This window comes from Citrobacter sp. Cm046 (assembly GCF_030333065.1).
Lineage (GTDB): Bacteria > Pseudomonadota > Gammaproteobacteria > Enterobacterales > Enterobacteriaceae > Citrobacter > Citrobacter murliniae.
The window spans coordinates 89538-112466 of record NZ_JAOWGP010000037.1 but is presented as its reverse complement, the minus strand read 5'-3'; the positions used below and the strand labels follow the sequence as shown (position 1 = coordinate 112466).

Annotated in this window: 23 protein-coding genes and 1 other RNA gene; 15 read left to right on the top strand and 9 right to left on the bottom strand. The window is 50.3% G+C overall.

Translation table 11 applies throughout. The annotated features are described in order from the left end of the window. Nucleotides 1–20: 20 nt before the first annotated feature. The 5 genes from OGX98_RS09255 to ydiK all read right to left on the bottom strand — a co-directional run bounded on the left by OGX98_RS09255 (nucleotide 21) and on the right by ydiK (nucleotide 4815). Nucleotides 21–1256: an MFS transporter gene (locus OGX98_RS09255; RefSeq protein WP_048221580.1), complete on the bottom strand. Its 1236-nt coding sequence runs from the start codon at nucleotides 1254–1256 to the stop codon at nucleotides 21–23. 241 nt (nucleotides 1257–1497) lie between these two features. Then, nucleotides 1498–2718 carry an MFS transporter gene (locus OGX98_RS09250; RefSeq protein ID WP_048221579.1) on the bottom strand — a complete coding sequence of 407 codons (1221 nt, stop codon included), beginning with the start codon at nucleotides 2716–2718 and terminating at the stop codon, nucleotides 1498–1500. 143 nt (nucleotides 2719–2861) lie between these two features. After that, on the bottom strand, nucleotides 2862–3218 hold the full coding sequence (locus tag OGX98_RS09245; protein WP_045442192.1) for a YdiL family protein: 357 nt from the start codon (nucleotides 3216–3218) through the stop codon (nucleotides 2862–2864). 195 nt (nucleotides 3219–3413) lie between these two features. Beyond that, an RNA gene (gene rprA / locus OGX98_RS09240) (antisense sRNA RprA) lies at nucleotides 3414–3521 on the bottom strand. A 184-nt stretch (nucleotides 3522–3705) separates the two neighbouring features. Next, nucleotides 3706–4815, bottom strand: a complete 1110-nt coding sequence (ydiK, locus tag OGX98_RS09235) for an AI-2E family transporter YdiK (RefSeq protein ID WP_045442195.1) — start codon at nucleotides 4813–4815, stop codon at nucleotides 3706–3708. 211 nt (nucleotides 4816–5026) lie between these two features. On the opposite strand from ydiK, the gene ydiJ reads away from it, so the two are divergent. The 3 genes from ydiJ to OGX98_RS09220 all read left to right on the top strand — a co-directional run bounded on the left by ydiJ (nucleotide 5027) and on the right by OGX98_RS09220 (nucleotide 8756). Continuing rightward, on the top strand, nucleotides 5027–8083 hold the full coding sequence (gene ydiJ / locus OGX98_RS09230; protein ID WP_286595162.1) for a D-2-hydroxyglutarate dehydrogenase YdiJ: 3057 nt from the start codon (nucleotides 5027–5029) through the stop codon (nucleotides 8081–8083). Further along, nucleotides 8080–8490, top strand: coding sequence for a 1,4-dihydroxy-2-naphthoyl-CoA hydrolase (menI, locus tag OGX98_RS09225; protein WP_045442199.1), 411 nt, complete (start codon nucleotides 8080–8082; stop codon nucleotides 8488–8490). Before ydiJ ends, menI begins: the two co-directional genes overlap by 4 nt. 77 nt (nucleotides 8491–8567) lie before the next feature. After that, nucleotides 8568–8756 (top strand): YdiH family protein, encoded by a 189-nt coding sequence (locus tag OGX98_RS09220; protein ID WP_045449579.1) that lies wholly within the window; start codon nucleotides 8568–8570, stop codon nucleotides 8754–8756. Nucleotides 8757–8823: 67 nt separating this feature from the next. On the opposite strand, the gene OGX98_RS09215 is transcribed toward OGX98_RS09220, so the two are convergent. Then, a complete protein-coding gene (locus OGX98_RS09215; RefSeq protein WP_286595159.1) occupies nucleotides 8824–9675 on the bottom strand; it encodes a Vmh family MBL fold metallo-hydrolase in 852 nt (283 codons plus the stop codon). Nucleotides 9676–9799: 124 nt separating this feature from the next. Here OGX98_RS09215 and OGX98_RS09210 point away from each other — a divergent pair, with 124 nt between their 5' ends. The 8 genes from OGX98_RS09210 (at nucleotide 9800) to ldtE (ending at nucleotide 17799) form a co-directional block, all read left to right on the top strand. Then, a complete protein-coding gene (locus tag OGX98_RS09210; RefSeq protein ID WP_048221576.1) occupies nucleotides 9800–10675 on the top strand; it encodes a LysR family transcriptional regulator in 876 nt (291 codons plus the stop codon). 476 nt (nucleotides 10676–11151) lie between these two features. Next, nucleotides 11152–11520, top strand: coding sequence for a Fe-S cluster assembly scaffold SufA (gene sufA / locus OGX98_RS09205; RefSeq protein ID WP_048221575.1), 369 nt, complete (start codon nucleotides 11152–11154; stop codon nucleotides 11518–11520). Between the two features lie 8 nt (nucleotides 11521–11528). Further along, nucleotides 11529–13016, top strand: a complete 1488-nt coding sequence (gene sufB / locus OGX98_RS09200; protein ID WP_045442211.1) for a Fe-S cluster assembly protein SufB — start codon at nucleotides 11529–11531, stop codon at nucleotides 13014–13016. Between the two features lie 16 nt (nucleotides 13017–13032). Beyond that, on the top strand, nucleotides 13033–13779 hold the full coding sequence (gene sufC / locus OGX98_RS09195) for a Fe-S cluster assembly ATPase SufC (RefSeq protein ID WP_045442214.1): 747 nt from the start codon (nucleotides 13033–13035) through the stop codon (nucleotides 13777–13779). Then, nucleotides 13754–15025, top strand: a complete 1272-nt coding sequence (sufD, locus tag OGX98_RS09190) for a Fe-S cluster assembly protein SufD (RefSeq protein WP_200011688.1) — start codon at nucleotides 13754–13756, stop codon at nucleotides 15023–15025. The genes sufC and sufD overlap by 26 nt, the downstream gene beginning before the upstream one ends. Then, nucleotides 15022–16242 (top strand): cysteine desulfurase SufS, encoded by a 1221-nt coding sequence (sufS, locus tag OGX98_RS09185; RefSeq protein WP_045442219.1) that lies wholly within the window; start codon nucleotides 15022–15024, stop codon nucleotides 16240–16242. Before sufD ends, sufS begins: the two co-directional genes overlap by 4 nt. A gap of 12 nt (nucleotides 16243–16254) precedes the next feature. Then, a complete protein-coding gene (sufE, locus tag OGX98_RS09180) occupies nucleotides 16255–16671 on the top strand; it encodes a cysteine desulfuration protein SufE (RefSeq protein ID WP_045442222.1) in 417 nt (138 codons plus the stop codon). Nucleotides 16672–16794: 123 nt separating this feature from the next. Further along, nucleotides 16795–17799 (top strand): L,D-transpeptidase LdtE, encoded by a 1005-nt coding sequence (gene ldtE / locus OGX98_RS09175; RefSeq protein WP_225761293.1) that lies wholly within the window; start codon nucleotides 16795–16797, stop codon nucleotides 17797–17799. A 69-nt stretch (nucleotides 17800–17868) separates the two neighbouring features. Here ldtE and lpp read toward each other — a convergent pair whose 3' ends face one another. The 3 genes from lpp to ynhH all read right to left on the bottom strand — a co-directional run bounded on the left by lpp (nucleotide 17869) and on the right by ynhH (nucleotide 20065). Continuing rightward, entirely contained in the window at nucleotides 17869–18105 is a 237-nt protein-coding gene (gene lpp / locus OGX98_RS09170) for a murein lipoprotein Lpp (RefSeq protein ID WP_003029373.1), read from the bottom strand. Nucleotides 18106–18414: 309 nt separating this feature from the next. Then, nucleotides 18415–19827 (bottom strand): pyruvate kinase PykF, encoded by a 1413-nt coding sequence (pykF, locus tag OGX98_RS09165; RefSeq protein ID WP_045442228.1) that lies wholly within the window; start codon nucleotides 19825–19827, stop codon nucleotides 18415–18417. 7 nt (nucleotides 19828–19834) lie between these two features. Beyond that, nucleotides 19835–20065 (bottom strand): protein YnhH, encoded by a 231-nt coding sequence (ynhH, locus tag OGX98_RS24050; protein WP_420808585.1) that lies wholly within the window; start codon nucleotides 20063–20065, stop codon nucleotides 19835–19837. Here ynhH and OGX98_RS09160 point away from each other — a divergent pair. The 4 genes from OGX98_RS09160 to OGX98_RS09145 all read left to right on the top strand — a co-directional run bounded on the left by OGX98_RS09160 (nucleotide 20012) and on the right by OGX98_RS09145 (nucleotide 22920). Beyond that, nucleotides 20012–20248 (top strand): hypothetical protein, encoded by a 237-nt coding sequence (locus tag OGX98_RS09160; protein ID WP_045442231.1) that lies wholly within the window; start codon nucleotides 20012–20014, stop codon nucleotides 20246–20248. The genes ynhH and OGX98_RS09160 overlap by 54 nt on opposite strands. A gap of 154 nt (nucleotides 20249–20402) precedes the next feature. Then, a complete protein-coding gene (locus OGX98_RS09155) occupies nucleotides 20403–21425 on the top strand; it encodes a methionine ABC transporter ATP-binding protein (RefSeq protein WP_045442234.1) in 1023 nt (340 codons plus the stop codon). Continuing rightward, nucleotides 21418–22086 carry a methionine ABC transporter permease gene (locus OGX98_RS09150; protein ID WP_048221571.1) on the top strand — a complete coding sequence of 223 codons (669 nt, stop codon included), beginning with the start codon at nucleotides 21418–21420 and terminating at the stop codon, nucleotides 22084–22086. The genes OGX98_RS09155 and OGX98_RS09150 overlap by 8 nt, the downstream gene beginning before the upstream one ends. Nucleotides 22087–22107: 21 nt before the next feature. After that, a complete protein-coding gene (locus tag OGX98_RS09145) occupies nucleotides 22108–22920 on the top strand; it encodes a MetQ/NlpA family ABC transporter substrate-binding protein (protein WP_045442239.1) in 813 nt (270 codons plus the stop codon). Nucleotides 22921–22929 lie beyond the last annotated feature (9 nt).

The window sequence follows — 22929 nt, the reverse complement described above, 5'->3', positions numbered from 1 at the left end:
TGAAACTCCTATTAAACTGTTTATTGAAAATAACGTTCGCCCAGGCGCACATCGTTTTGGGGAATATTGAATACGCGGTAGTAACGGACAAAGACGATAATGGCAGTGATAAATGCCAGCAGAGCAAATGCGAGGTCCAGCAAAATAATGTATTGCAGACCAATGTTAGAAAGGTATCCGGTGATCAGTGGGATAATAAAGTTGGCGACACCTCCCATCATCATATAAACACTGGTGACTTTGGCTTTGCTCTTGGGGAAAAACTCTGACATCACGGAAACACCGAGCTGTAAAATACCGCCTGCCGCAGAGAATCCGATGAGAAATGAGCCTGCATTACACACCAGCGGTGAGGGGTACAGATAGATAACCGCCGCCGTAATGGTTGCCAGACCCGCGTTAAAAACGTTGGCCCAGATAGGACGAACCATTTTCTTCAGTAGCGCAGCAAAAATAAAGACGCAGACCAGCGACCCCATACTGTAGTAGGAGATAGTTTTCAACGCGTCGGCTTCCGCCATACCGGCAAACGCCATGGCGTATTTGGGCATCCAGACCACGATGACATAAAACGTTGAAAATGCGGCAACCCCAAACATCACGGATGCCACTCCCTCCAGCCAGACCAGTGGCTTGCTGTTCATTTGCGGCAAATCTTTCGCGACGCCAGCATCCACTATCTGACTCGGGAAGCGGCTTTTTAATAGCATTAGAGTAATCAGGACGAACAATACGCCGGGGATAATAACCGCATAGCCGTACCAGATATGATTAAGCAGCAGGGTACTGACGATGATGGGGTAGATCATCTGTCCAAATGACACCATGGCTTTCACCAGAATAACGGCTGAACCTGATGCTTTGGGAAAACATTCCATTAACGCCGGATAGCCGCCTGTATCGAGGGCTGAGTTTGCCACGCCGACACAAACAGCCAGAATAAATGCAATCATTAAATTTGGGCTGGCAGGAATACCGAAGAAGAAGAACATATACAGAATAGCGCCCAACAGGATGATGGCCCGACGGCCAAATTTATCTGAGAGAACGCCAAAAAATAGAATGCTGACCAGCCGCCCAAGGCCAATTCCCGAAATTAAATAGGCAATGCCTGCATTATCTGTTGAGAATTTTTCTGCCAGGGATGTCATGTTTTGCGCCAGCGTAATGACACTAATGCCGTGTAAAAAGTAGCTTAAATAAATACAGGTTATCGCCAGAAGAAATGGCGTATTAAAGGCCTTGTGTTGAGACATTTTTCACAACTCCTTGCGGATGTTAAAATTATTATATTGTCGTCGCTATGATTTAAATGACGGCGTTCATGTTATTAATATACCGAGAGGGTGTCATTTCACCCACATAGCATGGCGTTTTAGTTACCAGGTATATTGCATGCTAATTTGTGAAACCCAATTCTTACTGCCGTTGTTTTACTGATGTTTTAAAAATTAACCCAATTATTTTGCAGCAGGTATGAACAATATTGCAGTGGTGCTATTCCACCAGCGATGCCATTTTTAACTGATATCTGGACTCAACACGGCTGCGATAGCCAATAAACAGCGCCAGCACGAAACCAATGGCGGCTATACCGGTATCAAACCACATGATGTGGGCAATGCTGGTTTGCGAAAGCTTTGCCGTGATCAGTGGGATCGTGAAGGTAGCAATGCTGCCCGCGCTGTAATAAATGCCGGTTGCTTTTCCTTTTGCATGCGGAAAACGGGCCGCCATTAACGTTAAGCCAATTTGTACGACGCCGCCGGCGGAAGAAAACCCGATAACAAACGCAAATACGACCACCACGTAAGGGGTGGGGTGCAGACAAACCGTCAGCAGGGCAATAAATGAAATTAACGTGTAAAGCATCAACAGCGGTGTCGCGCGGTCTGGTTTCCTCGCAAGCGGCGCGGTGATCAGCACGCACAGTAGCGAACCGCAGGTGTAGATACTCAACAGCTTAATCGCCGAGGTGTACGGCATTCCCGCGACGAATTGACCATACTGAGCCAGCCACTGGCTGATCAGGTAAAATGTCGCCATAGCAATGTAGCCATACAGGGTGTAGCTGACCAGGTCGATAATGGAACACCGATGTTTAGGTAGAGGGCCTTCCTGTGCGGGAGGTGATGTCCTGACGAAAGGTTTAGGCCCGGGATGTGCCGGGAATTGGCAGCGAAATAAAAACACGCCGTTGACAATCATAATCCCCGCAGCGAACAGGAATGACCAGCCAAACCAAAGCTCAGCCCACACCAGTACACTAATGACCATCGGTAACAGAAACTGCCCGCCGGACACAAAAGCTTTAATCAAAATATTGGCGGTGCCAGGGGTGCGGGGAAACGCCTCCATCAGGCTGGGATAGGTCCCGGCATCAAGAAAACTGTTAGACATACCCGCCAAAAAGCCAAATGCGTAGGCTATGAAAATACTGTGAGTATTGATAATGCCAAAAAAGAAGAGCAGATAGCAGAGCATGCCGAAAATGACGAATGGTCTACGGCCATAGCGATCGGAAAGTAAGCCCGCCAGTAATAAGACGCTTAATCGACCGATGCCGAGAGATGAGATGACAATTGACACACCTGCTGCATCGGTTTGCCACTGTTGTTCAAGCGAGGACATGTTGAGGCTTATCAGAATAACCCCCATGCCGTGTACAAGGTAATTAAGGTACAGCCCTATCGCAGTGGAGAAATAGGCGTTTTTCATAATGTGTTACTCAGCGAAGAGGCTAAATGGAAATTTTGTATTTCGAGTCGGGTGTACAGGCCATAGCAATATGCCGTATTCGCATCAGCGTGGGCATTATGTCAGTTACTAATAGTACAAAGTTATAATCGTCAGATTTTCTCCTAACACAAACGCTCAAGATCGTGCGCATAGAGTTCAACAGCAGTCGATTGATAGAGTTTCCATTCGAGAAAATTTTCACTGTTATAAACTGCCTGAAAAGAGGCGAGGTTAGGAAAAAAACGCATGGTGTTATTACCGATACGGTTGTTTATTTTTTCAATGATCGCGTTAATTCTTAACTTTCGTTTTGCTAACATTTCTGAACATTGACGAGAGATGTTCTCCGGGATTTCGTGTTCGCCGTTTTCCCATTGTTGCCAGGCGGTAACGTTGCCATCAGCAGCGATATAAGTTGCGCTTTCTTCAATCGTCATAGCAAAAACATGCCGGAATGCCTGCAATTCAAATGCGTTCATAATTTCATCACCTTAAAAGACGGTGGAATAGTAATAGCATTACTGTGGATATTTCGGCTTGAAGAGAGTCACAGTATCTTGTGCAATATTATTTGTTAATAATGAGTGAATGGGCGCATTTAACCAAGCGGATGGCGTATAAAAGGGCCGGGTGGTTGAAGGAGGAGCTGTACTTCAGGTGGTGCTGTTTGAAGAATAAAAAAAAGCCCATCGTGGGAGATGGGCAAAGACTACACACAGCAATTCGTTGTTTCACTCAGGGGATTTCCATGCTTATAAATCAATGTGTTGATCTAAAGCCTTGAGCTAATAGTAGGCATGCTGGTTTTTTACGTCGATCGGATTCATCTCAATAGTTTAAAGGCCGTGAAGAATTTGCGACGCAAATGTGTCTGTGAAGACGGAATATGTTGAATTCAGATAACAGGAAATACGGAATTGATTAGCAATGTTAAACAATCAGGCGGCAGCGCCGCCTGAGCTGGGGTTATTTTTTATCTTCTATTTCGGCGATCTCTTCGAGGATCTCATCCGGGTCGTTGCCGGGTACCGGGGCTTCGTTCACCCAGGCTGAGAACAGACGCCAGGAGACAGCCAGTACAACCGGGCCGATAAACAAGCCAATCATGCCGAAGGCAATCAACCCGCCGATAACGCCGGAGAGAATGAGGATCAGCGGTAAATCAGCCCCCATACGAATCAGCATTGGACGGATAACGTTATCCAGTGTACCCACCACGCCGCTCCATACCAGCAGCACTGTGCCCCAGGTTGAATCACCCGACCAGTAAAGCCAGATAATGGCCGGGATCAGTACTGGTAAGGGACCCAACTGTACCAGGCAGGAAAGGATCATCAGTACCGCCAACAGCGTCGCGTATGGCACACCTGTCACCGCCAGACCAATACCGCCGAGGACAGCCTGTACCAGAGCGGTAACAACAACGCCCAACGCTACCGCACGGATTGCTTGTGCAGCCAGCAGGACGGCAGCATCGCCGCGTTTAGATGCCAGACGGCACGCGAAATGGCGAATACCTAACGCAACCTGCTCACCTCGCCAGTACAGCAGGGCGCTGAACAACAACATCAGGCCACAATGCATCATAAAGCGACCAATATGCGCGGCCTGACCGACAAACCAGGTGGTGGTGGTGCCAATATAAGGACGAACTTTGGCCATAATGGCCGAACCGCCCATATCAAGCAGGCTGTGCCATGCGGCATAAATTTTTGCGCCAACCAACGGAATACTGTTCAGCCATGCAAGGTCCGGCAGTGTCATATCTCCTGCTGTCACGGCATGGATTAACGGTCCACTTCCATCAACGATGCTATTCACCAATAACGCGATGGGGATGATAAACAAAAGAACCAACAGCAGGGTCATTACCAGGACGGCCAGCGAACGGCGTCCCCACAACAGTTTCTGTATGCGTAGTAAAATGGGCCAGGTTGCAATAACGACTGTTCCCGCCCACGCAAAACCGAGAATAAAGGGCTGCACAATCCACAGACATGCCACAATCATGATGGCCAAAAACAGCACCGATAGCATCACTTGCGCGATATTGCTGGGCTGACGAAAATTTACCATAAATACTTTTCACCTTTTTTGTGCGTCAGACCGTTGACGCGACGTGAACACTTAAATCACACCCTATAATGATGAGCAATTTCAGCGGTTTTTAACAGGCCGATTCTGCCTGTAATTGTGTTGGGCGTATTAGAAAAAAATGTGATACAACAAACAACGCAACACGCAAACGATAACTTCACAATACAGACCGCAGGAAAGGGTCACTATAATGATTCCACAAATTTCTCAGGCACCCGGTGTTGTTCAACTGGTGCTCAATTTTTTGCAAGCGCTGGAGCAGCAAGGATTCACGGGCGATACGGCAACGAGCTATGCCGATCGTCTGACAATGTCGACGGATAACAGTATCTATCAGCTTCTTCCAGATGCCGTGGTTTTTCCGCGTTCGACGGCAGATGTGGCGCTTATCGCCCGCCTGGCGGCTGAACCTCTTTTTTCCTCGTTGATTTTTACCCCTCGCGGCGGCGGGACAGGAACAAACGGTCAGGCTCTGAATCAGGGCATCATCGTCGATATGTCCCGCTATATGAGCCGCATTATTGAAATTAATCCGCAAGAGGGGTGGGTGCGGGTGGAAGCCGGGGTGATAAAAGACCAGCTCAATCAGTATCTGAAACCCTACGGCTATTTCTTCGCACCAGAATTGTCCACCAGTAACCGGGCGACGCTTGGCGGGATGATCAACACCGATGCGTCCGGGCAAGGGTCGCTGGTTTACGGTAAGACCTCCGATCACGTACTGGGTGTACGTGCGGTGCTAATGGGCGGCGACATTCTTGATACCCAACCCATGCCGGTTGAACTTGCTGAAATGCTCGGCAACACGAATACCTCCATTGGTCGCATCTATAAGACGGTATACCAGCGCTGTCGCGAAAAGCGCCAGTTGATCATCGATAAATTCCCTAAGCTCAATCGCTTTTTAACCGGCTACGATCTGCGGCACGTTTTTAACGACGAGATGACCGAGTTTGATTTAACCCGCATCCTCACCGGCTCTGAAGGCACGCTGGCGTTTATCACCGAAGCCCGCCTGGATATAACGCCGTTGCCGAAAGTTCGACGCCTGGTAAACGTCAAATACGACTCTTTTGATTCGGCGCTGCGTAATGCGCCAGTGATGGTTGAAGCGCGTGCGTTATCGGTGGAAACCGTCGACTCCAAAGTTCTTAATCTGGCGCGTGAAGACATTGTCTGGCACTCCGTTAGTGAACTGATTACCGATGTACCGAATAAAGAGATGCTGGGTCTGAACATCGTGGAGTTTGCGGGTGACGACGAAGCTTTGATTGATACGCAGGTTAGTGCCCTTTGCGAGCGCCTTGACGGGTTAATCGCCCGCCAGGAGGCCGGCGTGATTGGCTGGCAGTTGTGTACCGAACTGGCAGGTGTTGAGCGTATTTACGCGATGCGAAAAAAAGCGGTTGGTCTGCTGGGTAATGCAAAAGGCTCCGCAAAACCGATTCCGTTTGCGGAGGATACCTGCGTACCGCCAGAACATCTGGCAGATTACATTGCCGAGTTCCGCGCATTACTCGACAGCCATGGCCTGAGCTATGGCATGTTTGGTCACGTGGATGCGGGTGTACTGCACGTCAGACCGGCGCTGGATATGTGTGATCCGCAGCAGGAAGTGCTGATGAAACGCATCTCTGATGATGTAGTGGCACTGACGGCAAAATACGGCGGTCTGCTGTGGGGTGAGCACGGAAAAGGGTTCCGGGCAGAATACAGCCCGGCGTTTTTCGGTGATGAACTGTATAGCGAACTGCGCAAAGTGAAGGCGGTGTTTGACCCGAAAAACCGTCTGAATCCTGGCAAAATCTGTCCACCAGAGGGCGTTGATGCCCCGATGATGAAAGTGGATGCGGTTAAACGCGGCACTTATGACCGCCAGATCCCGCTGGCCGTAAGGCAGGAATGGCGTGGAGCAATGGAGTGTAATGGCAACGGGTTATGTTTTAACTTTGATGCGAAAAGCCCAATGTGCCCGTCGATGAAAATCAGCCTCAACCGTATTCACTCGCCAAAAGGGCGGGCAACGCTGGTACGTGAATGGCTGCGTCTGCTGGCCGATCGCGGGATCGATCCTGTTAAGCTGGAAAAAGAGTTACCGGAGAAACGTGCCAGTTTGCGTACCCTGATAGCCCGAACCCGCAACAGCTGGCATGCGCGCAAGGGCGAGTATGATTTCTCACATGAAGTGAAAGAGGCGATGTCCGGGTGTCTGGCCTGCAAGGCATGTTCCACGCAGTGTCCGATTAAAATTGACGTACCGGAATTCCGTTCGCGCTTCCTGCAGTTGTACCACACGCGCTATCTGCGCCCGCTACGCGATCATATGGTGGCGACCGTCGAAAGCTATGCGCCGTTAATGGCGCGCGCTCCGAAAACATTTAACTTTTTCATCAACCAACCGCTGGTGCGCAATCTGGCTAAAAAGCATATCGGTATGGTGGATTTACCATTGCTGTCAGCTCCGTCGTTACAACGCCAACTGGTAGGACACCGTTCCGCCAACATGACGCTGGAGCAGCTTGAGGTATTGAGTCCGGAACAGAAGGCTCGCACGGTACTGGTGGTGCAGGATCCGTTTACCAGCTACTACGATGCGCAGGTGGTGGCGGATTTCATCCGCCTGGTGGAAAAACTAGGGTTACAGCCGGTACTGCTGCCGTTCTCGCCCAATGGCAAAGCGCAGCATATTAAGGGCTTTTTAAACCGTTTTGCTAAAACCGCGAAAAAGACATCCGAATTCCTTAATCGTGTGGCGAAGCTGAAAATCCCGATGGTTGGCGTCGATCCGGCGTTGGTGCTGTGCTATCGCGACGAGTACAAACTGGCACTGGGCGAGCAACGGGGTGATTTCCATGTACAGTTGGTTAACGAATGGCTATCGACTGTTCTTGAATCGCAGCAACCGACTGCCCTCGGCGGTGAACCGTGGTACTTCTTTGGACATTGCACCGAAGTGACGGCTTTACCCGGCTCACCTGCACAGTGGGCGGCCATTTTTGCTCGATTTGGGGCAAAACTGGAAAATGTCAGCGTAGGTTGTTGTGGGATGGCGGGGACGTATGGTCACGAAGTGAAGAATCACCAGAACTCACTGGGGATCTATGAGCTATCATGGCACCAGGCAATGCAGCGATTGCCGCGTAACCGTTGTCTGGCCGCAGGATATTCTTGCCGCAGCCAGGTTAAACGCGTTGAAGGCACGGGCGTTCGCCATCCATTACAGGCACTGCTGGAGATTATAGGATGATCTGGAAACGTGAAGTCACACTCGAGGCCCTGAATGCCATGGGTGAGGGGAACATGGTTGGGTTGCTTGATATTCGTTTTGTGCACATCGGTGACGATACTCTGGAAGCGACAATGCCGGTGGATCATCGCACGAAACAACCATTTGGCCTGTTACATGGAGGAGCCTCCGTGGTGCTGGCTGAGAGTATTGGATCGGTCGCCGGATATCTTTGCACTCAGGGTGATCAAAAAGTGGTGGGACTGGAAGTGAACGCCAACCACATTCGTTCTGCGCGTGAAGGACGCGTCAGAGGCGTTTGTAGCGCTCTGCATACCGGTTCTCGTCACCAGGTCTGGCAAATCGAAATCTTCGATGAACAGGGGAGATTGTGCTGCACTTCGCGTCTGACGACAGCGATACTGTGACGCATTTTGCTTTTGGTCATAATGTGTGCAGAGGAAGGTGCTATACTGTGCAGGTTTTGAACACAAGCGAGGATGATATGTCTACCCAATTAGACCCGGCCCTACTGGCAATAGAATTTTTACGTCGTGATAAAACCGATCTTTCACCTGCTCAGTATTTGAAAAGACTGAAACAACTGGAGCTGGAGTTTGCCGATTTACTGACGCTCTCTTCGACTGAACTGAAAGAAGAGATCTATTTTGCCTGGCGCCTGGGCGTTCATTGATTCCAGTATGCTAATCGTGATGAAACCCCGACACCTGTTCGGGGTTATTTTTTGCGTTAAATCTTGTTTACCACTTCATCTCACCTGTATTTACTTTCGCACTCAATTCCAGAGAGCTGGCATCCGCAAGGCCGGGCCAGGCGGCAGTCATCGTTTTAATCACGTAGTCTGAGCCTTTTTTAGCTCCAAGTGCCTGTTCAAACGACTGTAAGTAATCCTGGGTGAAGCGAATCGCTTTATCGCCCGCCGGCAGTTCGCCAATGTAATGGCCTGGAATGACCTGAGTTGGCTGCAAAGCCTGCATTTCACTGAGTACATTACGCCATTGCGCACGTTGTTCAGAGGACTGAGTATCCGCCGTCCAGACATGAATACCAGAAGCTACACCGGTTCCACCGAGGATTGCGCGATTGGCTGGGATCCAGACGTAAGCGGCATAATCATCAGGATGGCGGAGTTCCAGGGTTTCACCATCAACGGTAAAACGCGTTTGTGTTGTGGCTTGCGGTACGGTGAGAGACGCTGGCGCACCGTCTTTCATCTGGGGGCCCCAGAATTGCAGTTTGGCCTCTTTAGTGGCGCGAATATGATCCACCACGTGAGGCGTTGCCAGTATTTTTACGTCAGGGAACGCTTTTACAATCGGTTCAAGGCCAAAATAGAAATCCGGATCGCCGGAGGTAATTACGATAGCTTTGAGTTTTTTTCCGCTGGCGTGGATCATCTGCACCAGCTTTTCGCCATCTTTGGTGTTGAATTGCGCATCAAACAAAATGGCCTCTTTCGGACCAGACACCAGCGTTGAGGAGACAGGGAAAATAGCCTTTTCCTGCGGGTTGTAAACATCAAGCTGGAGTGGGGCAGCAAATACCGGGGAGGCGAACAGTGGCAACAGCAGGGCCAGGTTTTTAACTTTCATAATGGAATAACCTTTTGCAGATGAAATTGTCTTTTGCACGTCTCTTATTTTAAGGAAATTCGGATCTGTTAGAATTCCTCTATCAGGACATGCTGAGTTTCATAAAACGATCGGATGGGATGCGATGGACAGAGTCATGGCGGCAACAGTATTTAATCATATTTGTGATTTGGGCAGTCTGAGTGCCGCCGCGCGAGCGCTGGGTCTTTCCAGACCGATGGTCAGTCGCTATCTCGATGAGATGGAGAAATGGGCCGGTGCACGGTTGATCCACCGTTCATCTCGTCGGTTAACGATCACGCCTGCCGGTGAGGAGGCGTTGGTGAAAACCCGCTCGCTGGCGCAATTGTCGCTGGATATTGGTGCCGCCAGTGCGACCGAAGTTCCTTCCGGAACGTTACGGGTGGCCTGCGCACATTTCACCGCTATGCATATTCTTGCCCCGGTGCTGCCCGCTTTTCTGGCGCGTTATCCTGAACTCCGTATTGAGGTTGAAATTAATAATCAACCGGTTAGCCTTGTGGGGGAACGTATTGATGTGGCGATCCGTATCACGGACAATCCCGAGCCAGGAAGCATCGCCCGTCGGTTAGGAGATTGTGAGTCGGTGCTATGTGCCTCTGCTGATTATCTTCGTCTGCATGGTACTCCCCACACGGTTGCAGAACTCGCACAACATAATTGCCTCTACTACAGCGGATTTGCCGGAAAATCATGGCATTTTCAGAATGAGAACGCCGAGGTTGTCTCTGTGGCAATAAAAGGGAATTTGAGCGCGGGTATCTCTTCGCTTTTATGCGAGTCGGCGCTGGCGGGAATGGGGATCGCGCTGGTACCAGAGCAGGAGGCGAGAGAAGGCCTGGCGCAGGGACAATTGGTGCGACTACTGCCACAGTTGCAGCCGAGACGCTTGCCGATTTACGGATTATACCTTTCGCGTGAGCATCAGCCTGCAGGGCTGCGTCTGTTGCTGGATGCCCTCAATCAGACACAAAATTAAAAATGTGAAGTGAGCCAGATTATAAAACAGGCGAATCGCAGTTTGTGTTAAAAATGGCTCACCGGGATATGAGACTATTCCTAACGCCCCTTCAAGAGCTAAGCCATCGTGAGTGCCGGAGATAAGCGCCGGATGGGGCCGGAACCCTTAAGCCTGCTAACCAGCAGCCTTAAGGGTTTTTTTATTGCCTGTGTTTACCCGCATCCAATTCTTCTCCTATTCCTTAAATAGACATTATCTATACATCTTTTCGTGTTTGACCTGCCTGAACGATTTGGTTTTCATAATCTATTATTTATCAATGCATTGAACAAAATAATCCATCTCTGTGAACCCTCGCCGCAGGGTCTATGCTTAATAAAAGTAGCCAAAAAGGGCGGTTAACCCGAATGCCCCTGCTGTTGAGGGGTTGAAGTGATAATCATTATCACTAACATGATGTTATAGCTTGAAGGCTAATTACTCGAGGTAACCCTATGGAATTGCATTCAGGAACATTTGATCCGGACGACTTTGCATGGCGTGGATTGACGTTAACGCCCGCCGCTGCGGCACATATTCGCGAGCTGGTGGCAAAACAGCCCGATATGTTGGGCGTCCGGTTAGGCGTGAAGCAAACGGGATGTGCGGGATTCGGCTATGTGCTGGGCACTGTCAGTCAACCGGATAAAGACGACCTGCTATTTGAAACGGATGGCGCCAGACTCTACGTAGCGTTACAGGCGATGCCGTTTATCGACGGAACTGAAGTCGATTTTGTTCGTGAAGGATTAAATCAGTTATTTAAATTTCATAACCCGAAAGCACAGAACGAATGCGGCTGTGGCGAAAGTTTTGGGGTATAGGCGGTACTATGTCTCGTAACACTGAAGCAACTGACGATGTCAACACCTGGTCTGGCGGACACCTCAATTACAAAGAGGGGTTCTTCACCCAACTAAAAACCGATGAACTCGCGAAAGGAATCAACGAAGAGGTGGTTCGCGCGATTTCCGCGAAGCGCAACGAGCCTGAGTGGATGCTCGAATTTCGTCTTAACGCGTTCCGAGCGTGGCTGACGATGGAAGAGCCGCACTGGCTAAAAGCGCATTACGAAAAACTGAATTATCAGGATTACAGCTATTACTCTGCACCTTCTTGCGGTAATTGTGATGAAACCTGCGCGTCGGAGCCGGGAGCGGTGCAACAGACGGGCGCGAATGCGTTTTTAAGCAAAGAAGTTGAGGACGCGTTTGAACAGCTTGGCGTGCCGGTCCGCGAAGGTAAAGAAGTGGCGGTAGATGCCATTTTTGACTCGGTATCGGTTGCTACGACCTACCGCGACAAGCTGGCAGAGCAGGGTATTATTTTCTGTTCGTTCGGTGAGGCCATTCACGATCACCCGGATCTAGTGAGGCAGTATCTCGGTACTGTCGTTCCGGGTAATGACAATTTCTTTGCCGCGTTAAATGCGGCGGTAGCTTCAGACGGTACGTTCATTTATGTGCCGAAAGGCGTGCGCTGTCCGATGGAGCTTTCCACGTATTTCCGTATTAATGCGGAAAAAACTGGGCAGTTTGAACGCACGATTCTGGTGGCGGATGAGGGCAGTTACGTCAGCTATATCGAAGGTTGTTCGGCACCAGTGCGTGACAGCTACCAACTGCATGCGGCGGTGGTGGAAGTTATCATCCATAAAGATGCTGAAGTGAAGTACTCGACGGTACAAAACTGGTTCCCCGGAGATGGAAATACAGGCGGCATCCTGAACTTCGTCACCAAACGTGCGCTGTGTGAAGGTGAGAACAGCAAGATGTCCTGGACGCAGTCGGAAACCGGCTCGGCTATCACCTGGAAATACCCGAGCTGTATTTTGCGCGGTGACAATTCTATCGGTGAGTTCTATTCCGTCGCGCTGACCAGTGGGTATCAGCAGGCTGATACCGGCACCAAAATGATCCACATTGGCAAGAACACCAAATCAACCATCATATCGAAGGGAATTTCCGCCGGGCACAGCCAGAACAGCTATCGTGGTCTGGTGAAAATCATGCCGACCGCCACCAACGCCCGTAACTACACCCAATGTGACTCCATGCTGATTGGTGCGGACTGCGGGGCGCACACCTTCCCGTATGTCGAGTGTCGTAACAACAGCGCCCAGCTTGAACACGAAGCTACAACCTCACGCATCGGTGAAGATCAGTTGTTCTATTGCCTGCAGCGCGGTATCAGCGAAGAAGATGCCATCTCAATGATCGTCAACGGTTTTTGTAAAGACGTGTTCTCTGAACTGCCGCTGGAATTTGCTGTGGAAGCGCAAAAACTTCTCGCCATTAGTCTTGAACACAGCGTCGGCTGAAATTTAAGGAAAGCACATGTTAAGTATTAAAGATTTACAGGTCAGTGTGGAAGATAAGGCGATTCTGCGTGGGCTTAGCCTTGAGATTCGCCCCGGCGAAGTGCACGCCATTATGGGACCAAACGGTTCAGGGAAAAGTACGCTGTCTGCGACGCTCGCCGGGCGTGAAGATTATGAAGTGACCGGTGGTACGGTTGAATTCAACGGAAAGGATTTGCTGGAACTGTCGCCTGAAGACCGCGCCGGAGAAGGCATATTTATGGCATTTCAGTATCCGGTGGAAATCCCGGGCGTCAGCAATCAGTTTTTCCTGCAAACGGCACTTAATGCGGTGCGTAGCTACCGCGGGGAAGAGGTTCTGGACCGCTTTGACTTCCAGGATTTGATGGAAGAAAAAATTGAGTTGTTAAAGATGCCGGAGGATTTGCTCACCCGTTCGGTGAACGTGGGCTTCTCTGGCGGTGAGAAAAAGCGTAACGATATTCTGCAAATGGCGGTACTGGAGCCGGAGCTGTGCATTCTTGATGAGTCCGACTCCGGGCTGGATATTGACGCGTTGAAGATTGTCGCGGATGGCGTGAACTCGCTACGGGACGGCAAGCGGTCGTTCATTATCGTCACCCACTATCAGCGCATCCTGGACTATATCAAACCCGATTACGTTCACGTTCTCTACCAGGGGCGAATTGTGAAGTCCGGTGATTTCACACTGGTCAAACAGCTGGAGGAGCAAGGATATGGCTGGCTTAGTGAACAGCAGTAATGTGCTACAACAGTGGCACCATCTGTTTGAGGCGCAGGGCGAAAATCGTTCGCAACACGCGCAACAGCACCTGCAACAGATGCTGCGTCTGGGGCTGCCTACGCGCAAACATGAGGACTGGAAATATACCCCGCTGGAAGGATTAACCACCGGACAGTTTGTCAGTCGTTTTTCAGAAATTAGTTCGACACAGTGCGAGGCGTTGTCGACAGGTATTGATGCCATCCGTCTGGTTTTTGTCGATGGGCAGTTTTGCCCGACGCTCAGCGACAGCGTGGACGGTAGCGGTTTCGACGTGAGTATTGACGACACACGCCTGGGGCTACCGGCGCCGATTCAGCCTGAAGTGTTTCTGCATCTGACTGAAAGCCTGTCTCGTAGCGTGACACACATTCACGTCAAGCGTAATCAGCGCCCGACGAAACCACTATTACTCATGCACATTACCCAGGGACTGGCGGGAGATGAGATCAATACAGCGCATTATCGTCACCATCTTGAACTGGCGGAAGGCGCGGAAGCCACTGTCGTTGAACATTACGTCAGCCTCAACGATGCGCGTCATTTTACGGGCGCACGCTTAACAATGAACGTGGCGGCAAACGCCCATTTGCATCACATCAAGCTGGCGTTTGAAAACCCGGTCAGTCATCACTTTGCTCATAACGACATGCAGTTAGGGGCGGATGCGACGGCCATAAGCTACAGCTTTTTGCTCGGCGATGCGGTATTGCGTCACAACACCAGCACTCAACTGAACGGCGAAAATACCACGCTGCGGATTAACAGTCTGGCGATGCCGGTAAAAAATGAAGTCTGCGATACCCGTACGTGGCTGGAGCATAACAAGGGCTATTGCAATAGTCGTCAGCTACATAAGACGATCGTCAGCGATAAAGGTCGGGCAGTGTTCAATGGCCTGATCAATGTGGCGCAGCATGCCATCAAAACCGACGGGCAAATGACCAACAATAATTTGCTGCTTGGTAAACTGGCGGAAGTGGACACCAAGCCGCAACTGGAAATATACGCTGATGACGTGAAATGTAGTCATGGTGCGACGGTAGGGCGGATCGACGATGAACAGATGTTCTATCTCCGATCCCGCGGGATCGGCCAGCAGGATGCTCAACAGATGATTCTCTATGCGTTTGCCGCTGAGCTAACAGAAGCCCTGCGCGATGAAACGCTGAAACAACAGGTTCTGGCGCGGATCGCTCAACGCCTGCCGGGAGGCGTAGCATGACATTTCCGATTGAAAAAGTGCGGGCTGACTTTCCTGTCCTGACGCGTGAAGTGAACGGTTTGCCGTTGGCCTACCTGGACAGCGCCGCCAGTGCACAAAAGCCGAATCAAGTGATTGATGCCGAGGCTGAGTTTTACCGCCATAGTTATGCTGCCGTCCACCGGGGTATTCATACGCTCAGCGCCCAGGCCACGGAGAAAATGGAGAATGTGCGTAAGCTGGCTTCTCTGTTTATTAACGCCCGTTCAGCCGAAGAACTGGTGTTTGTGCGTGGTACGACGGAGGGTATTAACCTGGTAGCCAACAGTTGGGGCAGTAGCAATGTGCGGGCAGGTGATAACATTATCATTAGCGAGATGGAGCACCATGCCAACATTGTTCCGTGGCAGATGTTGTGCGCCCGCGTAGGCGCAGAGCTGCGCATTATTCCTCTCAATACTGATGGCACGTTGCAACTGGATCTGCTGCCGACGCTGTTCGATGACCGCAGCAAACTGCTGGCTATTACCCATGTATCAAACGTGCTGGGGACAGAAAACCCGTTGTCGGAGATGATTGCGCTGGCGCATGAGCACGGCGCGAAAGTGCTGGTGGATGGCGCGCAGGCTGTGATGCACCACAAAGTGGATGTACAGGCGCTGGATTGCGACTTTTATGTCTTTTCCGGGCATAAACTTTACGGCCCAACCGGCATTGGCGTGCTGTATGCCAGGGAATCTCTGCTGCAAGAGATGCCGCCGTGGGAAGGCGGGGGATCGATGATAGCGACAGTTAGCCTGACCCAGGGGACGACATGGGCTAAAGCCCCCTGGCGCTTTGAGGCTGGAACACCTAACACCGGGGGGATTATCGGTCTGGGGGCCGCTATCGAGTATGTCAGTGCGTTAGGGCTCGAGGAAATCAGCGAGTATGAGCAGTTCATGATGAGCTATGCGCTTGAGCAACTGGCGAGCGTCCCGGACCTGATCCTCTATGGACCTAAAGACCGACTGGGCGTCATTGCGTTTAATCTTGGTAAGCATCACGCGTACGACGTCGGCAGTTTTCTTGATAACTACGGGATTGCCGTGCGGACGGGACATCACTGCGCCATGCCGTTGATGGCGTACTATAACGTTCCCGCAATGTGTCGGGCTTCGATTGCCATGTACAACACCCATGAAGAAGTGGACCGTCTGGTGACGGGACTGAAACGTATTCATCACTTACTGGGTTAATAGAGAGGCGTTATGGCTGCGCTACCGGATAAAGAAAAATTGTTGCGTAATTTTCTGCGTTGCGCTAATTGGGAAGAGAAGTACCTGTATATTATTGAATTGGGTCAGCGTTTGCCGGAATTAAATACCGACGATCGCTGTCCGGAAAACAGCATTCAGGGATGCCAGAGTCAGGTATGGATAGTAATGCGTCAGAATGCTGACGGTATTATTGAATTACAGGGCGACAGTGATGCGGCAATTGTGAAAGGGCTAATCGCCGTGGTATTCATTTTGTATAACCGGATGACAGCCCAGGATATTGTGAATTTTGACGTGCGTCCGTGGTTTGAAAAAATGGCGCTCGCACAGCATCTCACACCGTCTCGTTCACAGGGGCTTGAAGCGATGATTCGCGCTATTCGTACGAAAGCTGCAACTCTTAGCTAAACTGATAAAACATATCATCCTTCAGGTTGACCCGGATGATTATGTACAGAGCAACGCAGTGACTCGTAGGCCGGATAAGGTATTCACCAGTATCCGGCAATAACGCCAGGGGGGTGAGTGAGTATGAAACGCGCGTCTATTATTACTCTAATGCTGATCGGCGCTTACAGCGCTATACAGGCCGCCTGGGCGGTCGATTATCCTTTGCCCCAGGCAAACAGTCGTCTTGTTGGGCAGAATCAAACCTATACCGTACAGGAGAGCGATAAGAACTTACAGGCAATAGCCCGTCGGTTCGACACCGCGGCGATGCTGATCCTCGAAGCCAATAACACCATCGCTCCCGTACCGAAACCCGGAACCCTGATTACTATTCCTTCGCAACTGCTGTTACCGGATGCCCCGCGTGAAGGCATTATTGTAAATCTGGCGGAACTGCGTCTCTATTACTTCCCGCCGGGAGAAAATATTGTTCAGGTTTTCCCGATTGGCATCGGTCTGCAGGGGCTGGAAACTCCGGTGATGGAAACCCGGGTCGGGCAAAAAATACCTAATCCCACCTGGACACCTACACCAGGCATTCGTAAGCGTTCTCTTGAGCGTGGTATTACGTTGCCTCCTGTGGTACCCGCTGGGCCAAATAACCCGCTAGGACGCTTTGCACTGCGTCTGGCGCATGGTAACGGTGAATACCTTATTCACGGAACCAGCGCACCTGACAGCGTTGGCCTGCGCGTGAGCTCCGGATGCATCCGCATGAATGCGCCGGACATCAAAGCCCTGTTTGCTCAGGTCAGAACGGGAACACCGGTCAGAGTGATTAATGAGCCGATAAAATATTCTGTTGAACCAAACGGTATGCGGTACGTGGAAGTGCATCGTCCATTATCGCCGGAAGAAGAACAGAACGTTCAGACCATGCCGTATGTGCTGCCGGCTGGTTTTACTCAGTTCAAGGAAAGTAATACAGTAGATCATAGTCTGGTGGAACGCGCGCTTTATCGACGTGCGGGATATCCGGTCACCGTAACGGCCGGACAGACGCAAGAGACCACCAATGGGGTGGAAGTTAAATCTGCGCAGAATGGAATGCCTGGCGCGGGAGAGGAAATGCGTACAACGCAGTAACAGGGAAGCGTAAATTAAAGGCAAAAAAAATGGCGCACAATGTGCGCCATTTTTATTACACAGATACTATTACTTACGGTATTTAGTAGCTGCGTTGTCCAGACGCTGGTTAGCGCGAGCTGCGTCATCTTTAGCAGCCTGAACGTCGGAACGCATTGCGTTCACGTCGTTGCTCAGCTGGTCAACTTTAGCGTTCAGAGTCTGAACGTCAGAAGACAGCTGATCGATTTTAGCGTTGCTGGAGCAACCTGCCAGCAGAGTAGAACCCAGGATTACCGCGCCCAGTACCAGTTTAGTACGATTCATTATTAATACCCTCTAGATTGAGTTAATCTCCATGTAGCGTTACAAGTATTACACAAAGTTTTTTATGTTGAGAATATTTTTTTGATGGGAATGCACTTATTTTTGATCGTTCGCTCAAAGAAGCATCGAATTGTGCAAAAACGGCTAAAAAACCGTGTGAAAACAGAAAGCTTCCATCGGATTCATCTTAGATAATCTCTAATTAGATAGTGAAATCCGATTTGATTTTTTATTAATCATGACTATTGATAAAATAAAAAAAGCGCCACCAGGGCGCTTTTTTTAGCAAATTAATTCACGTCGGAATTATTACAGCACGTGAACAGATGCAGTATTGGTCGTGCCGCTTGGTACCAGCGCGCCGGAAACCATCACCACAACGTCGCCTTTCTGTGCCAGACCGCTTTCCAGTGCAACTTCTTTACCCAGACGGTAGAAATCATCGGTAGAGCTGATTTCTTTCACTACCTGCGCAACTACGCCTTTGCTCAGCACCAGTTGACGGGCAGTAGTTTCGTTGGTGGTCAGCGCCAGGATGGTGGCATCCGGGAAGTATTTACGTACTGCGCGTGCAGATTTACCGCCCTGGGTAGCCACTACGATCAGCGGAGCGTCCAGTTTTTCAGCAGTTTCAACTGCGCCACGGCAAACGGCTTCAGTAATGCGCAGTTTGCGGCTGTCGTTGTTGAAGTCCAGACGGCTGGTCATTACGCGGTCGGTACGTTCACAGATGGTAGCCATGATGGTCACAGCTTCCAGCGGGTACTTACCTTTAGCGGATTCACCGGACAGCATTACTGCATCGGTACCGTCGAGGATGGCGTTCGCTACGTCGCCAGCTTCAGCACGGGTCGGACGTGGGTTTTTGATCATGGAGTCCAGCATCTGGGTCGCAGTGATAACGACTTTGCGCGCGCGGATACATTTTTCGATGATCATTTTCTGTGCGAAGATAACTTCTTCTACAGGGATCTCAACGCCCATGTCGCCACGAGCAACCATGATACCGTCAGATGCTTCGAGGATTTCGTCGAAGTTGTTCAGACCTTCCTGGTTTTCGATTTTGGAGATGATCTGGATGTTTTCGCCGCCGTGCGCTTTCAGGTGCTCACGGATTTCGATAACGTCAGAACGTTTACGGATGAAGGACGCTGCAACGAAGTCAACGCCTTGCTCGCAACCAAAGATCAGGTCTTGTTTATCTTTTTCAGCCAGTGCTGGCAGTGCGATGGAAACGCCCGGCAGGTTAACGCCTTTGTTTTCGCCCAGATCGCCGTTGTTCAGCACTTTACAAATAACTTTGTTACCTTCAATAGCGGTAACTTCCATGCCGATCAGACCGTCGTCAACCAGCACAGTGTTGCCTACGGACAGGTCTTTGGTGAAGCCTTCGTAGGTAACAGCAACGATTTCGTTATTACCAACAACAGATTTGTCGGTAGTAAAAGTGAAGGTCTGGCCCGCTTTCAGAGAAACGTCATTGCCGCCTTCCAGTTTAATGGTACGGATTTCCGGACCTTTAGTGTCGAGCAGGATGGCTGCTTTTTTGCCAGTTTTGCTCATCACGTTGCGCAAATTCTTGATGCGCTGACCATGTTCTTCGTAGTCACCGTGGGAGAAGTTCAGACGCATGACGTTCATGCCCGCGTCCAGCATTTTGGTTAACATCTCTTCGGATTCGGTTTTCGGACCGATGGTGCAAACAATTTTCGTCTTTTTCATGACAGTCTTAGTCTTTAAGTTGAGAAGGATATGGAAATCTGGCTTCCGTCGCGCACGGCCGGGAAGCTAAACCTGAGTTGCGAAAGTTGTGATGCCTCGCTCTAAGGATAGGTGACATCAATAAAGCGTGCAGAGGAATGTGTGCTTGCGTTTCAGCCCAACGGGAAGGTGAGTTTTGTAGTCGTTGAGTATTACAGGTCAATGTGCTGAAACCATTCAAGAGACAATTGGCGCGCATTATACGCTGAAAATTATCAAAAAGGAAAATGGAAACAGCGTTTCAAAAGAGTTCTGTGCAGTTTCACAAAAAATATTCACGCATTTGTTCATCGGTATGGATAAAGAGGTTGCCCACGGGCGTGGTTTGTTGCGCAACAAGCTACATTTGTCGTCTGAAATGGCTGTTTTCTGTACATGGTAATGTGATTTTTGCATATTTCTAAAAGTTATATCAAATTCGTTTTAATTCATTTTAAAAGCTAACTTCACTGATTACACTCGTTTGGACATCCATACTGCTAAACAGCTAAAGGCACTAGCAGGATAACGATAAGCAGCAGCGGATACCAAACGACATGATTGTCCTGAAAAATATTTCAAAAGTGTTTACGCCAGGCAGGCTTTCCATTACCGCTGTCGATGACGTCAATCTGACGGTTGAACAGGGACAGATTTACGGAATTATTGGCTACAGTGGTGCCGGTAAGAGCACCCTGATACGCCTGCTTAATGGACTCGAAAAACCGACATCCGGCAGTGTGATTATTAATGGTCATGACATCTCAGCAGCAAGCGGAGAATCTCTGCGTCAGGCGCGACTGAAGATCAGCATGGTTTTTCAGCATTTCAATTTACTGTGGTCGCGAACCGTTTTCGAAAACATTGCGTTCTCGATGCAAATTGCCGGCGCTCCGAAAGCGAAAATTAAAGCACGGGTTGCAGAACTGATTACGCTGGTTGGGCTGAGTGGCCGTGAAAATGCTTATCCGTCGCAGCTCAGCGGCGGTCAAAAGCAGCGCGTTGGGATTGCACGGGCGCTTGCGAACAATCCGGACGTGCTGCTGTGTGACGAAGCCACATCGGCGCTGGATCCGCAAACCACCGATCAGATTTTAGATCTACTGCTCGATATTAACCGCCGCTTCAAATTAACGATTGTGCTGATTACTCATGAAATGCATGTGGTGCGCAAAATCTGCGATCGCGTGGCAGTGATGGAGAACGGCAGAGTTGTTGAAGAGGGCGATGTACTTAGCGTCTTCACCCATCCGCAGCAGCCGATTACACGCCAGTTTGTCCGTCAGGTAAGTCAGTATGCTGAGGAGGATGAGTTTAACCCACAGCTGGCAAGCGAACTTGGCGGGGTAGTAATCAAATTAACCTTTACCGGAAACCGCACACACCGGCCTGTTGTTGGGGAACTGACTCTGCGTTACGGCCTGCCATTTAACATTTTGCACGGCAAGATGACGCAAACCGCCCACGGCACATTTGGTCAGCTATGGGTGCACGTTGTGGCCACCGAAGAACAGCTCAGCAATATTCTGGCCGATCTGCGCCACAGCGACATCGACGCGGAGGTAATTCAACATGGTTGAAAATCTGTTTCCCCATCTGAAATGGGACCAACTGTTTGCCGCGACCCAGGAAACGCTCTACATGACCGCGCTGTCCGGCGTGGCGACATTTGTGCTGGGGATTGCGCTTGGACTGGCGCTATTTCTGACGGCTCGCGGAGGTCTATTCCCGAACCGTGCGTTGTACAGCGCCATTTCACTGGTGGTGAACATCTTCCGCTCGATCCCGTTCATCATTCTGATCGTGCTGTTGATCCCGTTTACCAAAGCGATGGTTGGCACCATTCTCGGGGCCAATGCCGCGTTACCTGCACTAATTGTTGGCGCTGCGCCGTTTTATGCACGCCTGGTCGAAATCGCTTTACGTGAAGTGGACAAGGGTGTCATTGAAGCGACCCGCTCGATGGGCGCGCGTCTGAGTACGCTTATTTTTCGGGTTTTACTGCCTGAATCATCACCGGCTCTGGTATCCGGGATCACCGTGACGCTGATTGCGTTGGTTAGTTACAGCGCGATGGCTGGTGTGATTGGTGCAGGTGGTTTAGGGAATTTGGCTTATCTGGAAGGATTCCAGCGCAACCACAGCGACGTCACGCTGGTGGCGACGGTGACCATACTTGTCATCGTCTTCATTATCCAGCTTTGCGGCGATGTGATCACCTCTCTGTTAGATAAACGCTAATAAAATACGGAAACCATAATCATGAAAAAATCACTGACATTACTCGCTGCAGCAACCCTTAGCGCCCTGAGCTTTGCCTCGTGGGCAGATACCCTGACCGTTGGCGCGTCTAACGTGCCGCATGCTGAAATTCTTGAGCAGGCGAAGCCTATTCTGGCGAAGCAGGGGATCGAACTGGAGATTAAACCGTTCCAGGATTACATTTTGCCGAACACCGCGCTTGCTGGCCGTGAGATTGATGCTAACTACTTCCAGCATATTCCGTATCTGAATAGTGTATTGAAGGATCATGCAGGCGATAAAACTTATGATTTCGTCAGCGCCGGAGCGATTCACATTGAGCCAATCGGTATTTACTCCAAAAAGGTGAAATCGCTCAAGGACCTGCCGGAAGGTGGCAAGGTCATCATGCGTGACGCAGTTTCTGAAGAAGGTCGTATTCTGTCGATTTTCGAAAAAGAGGGCGTGATTAAACTTAAGCCCGGGGTGGATAAAGTCACTGCACGCATCAGCGACATTGTTGATAATCCGAAAAAGCTGAAGTTCCTGCCTAACGTGGAAGCGGCACTGTTACCGCAGATGTATAACAATGACGAGGGCGACGCGGTCGTTATTAACGCTAACTACGCCATCGACGCCGGCCTGGATCCGGTTAAAGATCCGATTGCCGTTGAAAGCGGTGAAAATAACCCGTATGCCAACATTATTACCGTACATCGTGGCGATGAGAAGAAGAAGGATATCGTGGCACTGGTTGATGCGCTGCATTCTAAAGAGATCCAGGACTGGATCCGCACCAAATATAAAGGTGCGGTGATCCCGGTAAATAACTAATCCAGACTG

Bases quoted from the DNA above. Each gene is read 5' to 3' on its own strand.
- OGX98_RS09255 (WP_048221580.1), bottom strand. From the start codon at position 1,256: ATGTCTCAACACAAGGCCTTTAATACGCCATTTCTTCTGGCGATAACC.
- OGX98_RS09250 (WP_048221579.1), bottom strand. From the start codon at position 2,718: ATGAAAAACGCCTATTTCTCCACTGCGATAGGGCTGTACCTTAATTAC.
- OGX98_RS09245 (WP_045442192.1), bottom strand. From the start codon at position 3,218: ATGAACGCATTTGAATTGCAGGCATTCCGGCATGTTTTTGCTATGACG.
- ydiK (WP_045442195.1), bottom strand. From the start codon at position 4,815: ATGGTAAATTTTCGTCAGCCCAGCAATATCGCGCAAGTGATGCTATCG.
- ydiJ (WP_286595162.1), top strand. From the start codon at position 5,027: ATGATTCCACAAATTTCTCAGGCACCCGGTGTTGTTCAACTGGTGCTC.
- menI (WP_045442199.1), top strand. From the start codon at position 8,080: ATGATCTGGAAACGTGAAGTCACACTCGAGGCCCTGAATGCCATGGGT.
- OGX98_RS09220 (WP_045449579.1), top strand. From the start codon at position 8,568: ATGTCTACCCAATTAGACCCGGCCCTACTGGCAATAGAATTTTTACGT.
- OGX98_RS09215 (WP_286595159.1), bottom strand. From the start codon at position 9,675: ATGAAAGTTAAAAACCTGGCCCTGCTGTTGCCACTGTTCGCCTCCCCG.
- OGX98_RS09210 (WP_048221576.1), top strand. From the start codon at position 9,800: ATGGACAGAGTCATGGCGGCAACAGTATTTAATCATATTTGTGATTTG.
- sufA (WP_048221575.1), top strand. From the start codon at position 11,152: ATGGAATTGCATTCAGGAACATTTGATCCGGACGACTTTGCATGGCGT.
- sufB (WP_045442211.1), top strand. From the start codon at position 11,529: ATGTCTCGTAACACTGAAGCAACTGACGATGTCAACACCTGGTCTGGC.
- sufC (WP_045442214.1), top strand. From the start codon at position 13,033: ATGTTAAGTATTAAAGATTTACAGGTCAGTGTGGAAGATAAGGCGATT.
- sufD (WP_200011688.1), top strand. From the start codon at position 13,754: ATGGCTGGCTTAGTGAACAGCAGTAATGTGCTACAACAGTGGCACCAT.
- sufS (WP_045442219.1), top strand. From the start codon at position 15,022: ATGACATTTCCGATTGAAAAAGTGCGGGCTGACTTTCCTGTCCTGACG.
- sufE (WP_045442222.1), top strand. From the start codon at position 16,255: ATGGCTGCGCTACCGGATAAAGAAAAATTGTTGCGTAATTTTCTGCGT.
- ldtE (WP_225761293.1), top strand. From the start codon at position 16,795: ATGAAACGCGCGTCTATTATTACTCTAATGCTGATCGGCGCTTACAGC.
- lpp (WP_003029373.1), bottom strand. From the start codon at position 18,105: ATGAATCGTACTAAACTGGTACTGGGCGCGGTAATCCTGGGTTCTACT.
- pykF (WP_045442228.1), bottom strand. From the start codon at position 19,827: ATGAAAAAGACGAAAATTGTTTGCACCATCGGTCCGAAAACCGAATCC.
- ynhH (WP_420808585.1), bottom strand. From the start codon at position 20,065: ATGCGCGCCAATTGTCTCTTGAATGGTTTCAGCACATTGACCTGTAAT.
- OGX98_RS09155 (WP_045442234.1), top strand. From the start codon at position 20,403: ATGATTGTCCTGAAAAATATTTCAAAAGTGTTTACGCCAGGCAGGCTT.
- OGX98_RS09150 (WP_048221571.1), top strand. From the start codon at position 21,418: ATGGTTGAAAATCTGTTTCCCCATCTGAAATGGGACCAACTGTTTGCC.
- OGX98_RS09145 (WP_045442239.1), top strand. From the start codon at position 22,108: ATGAAAAAATCACTGACATTACTCGCTGCAGCAACCCTTAGCGCCCTG.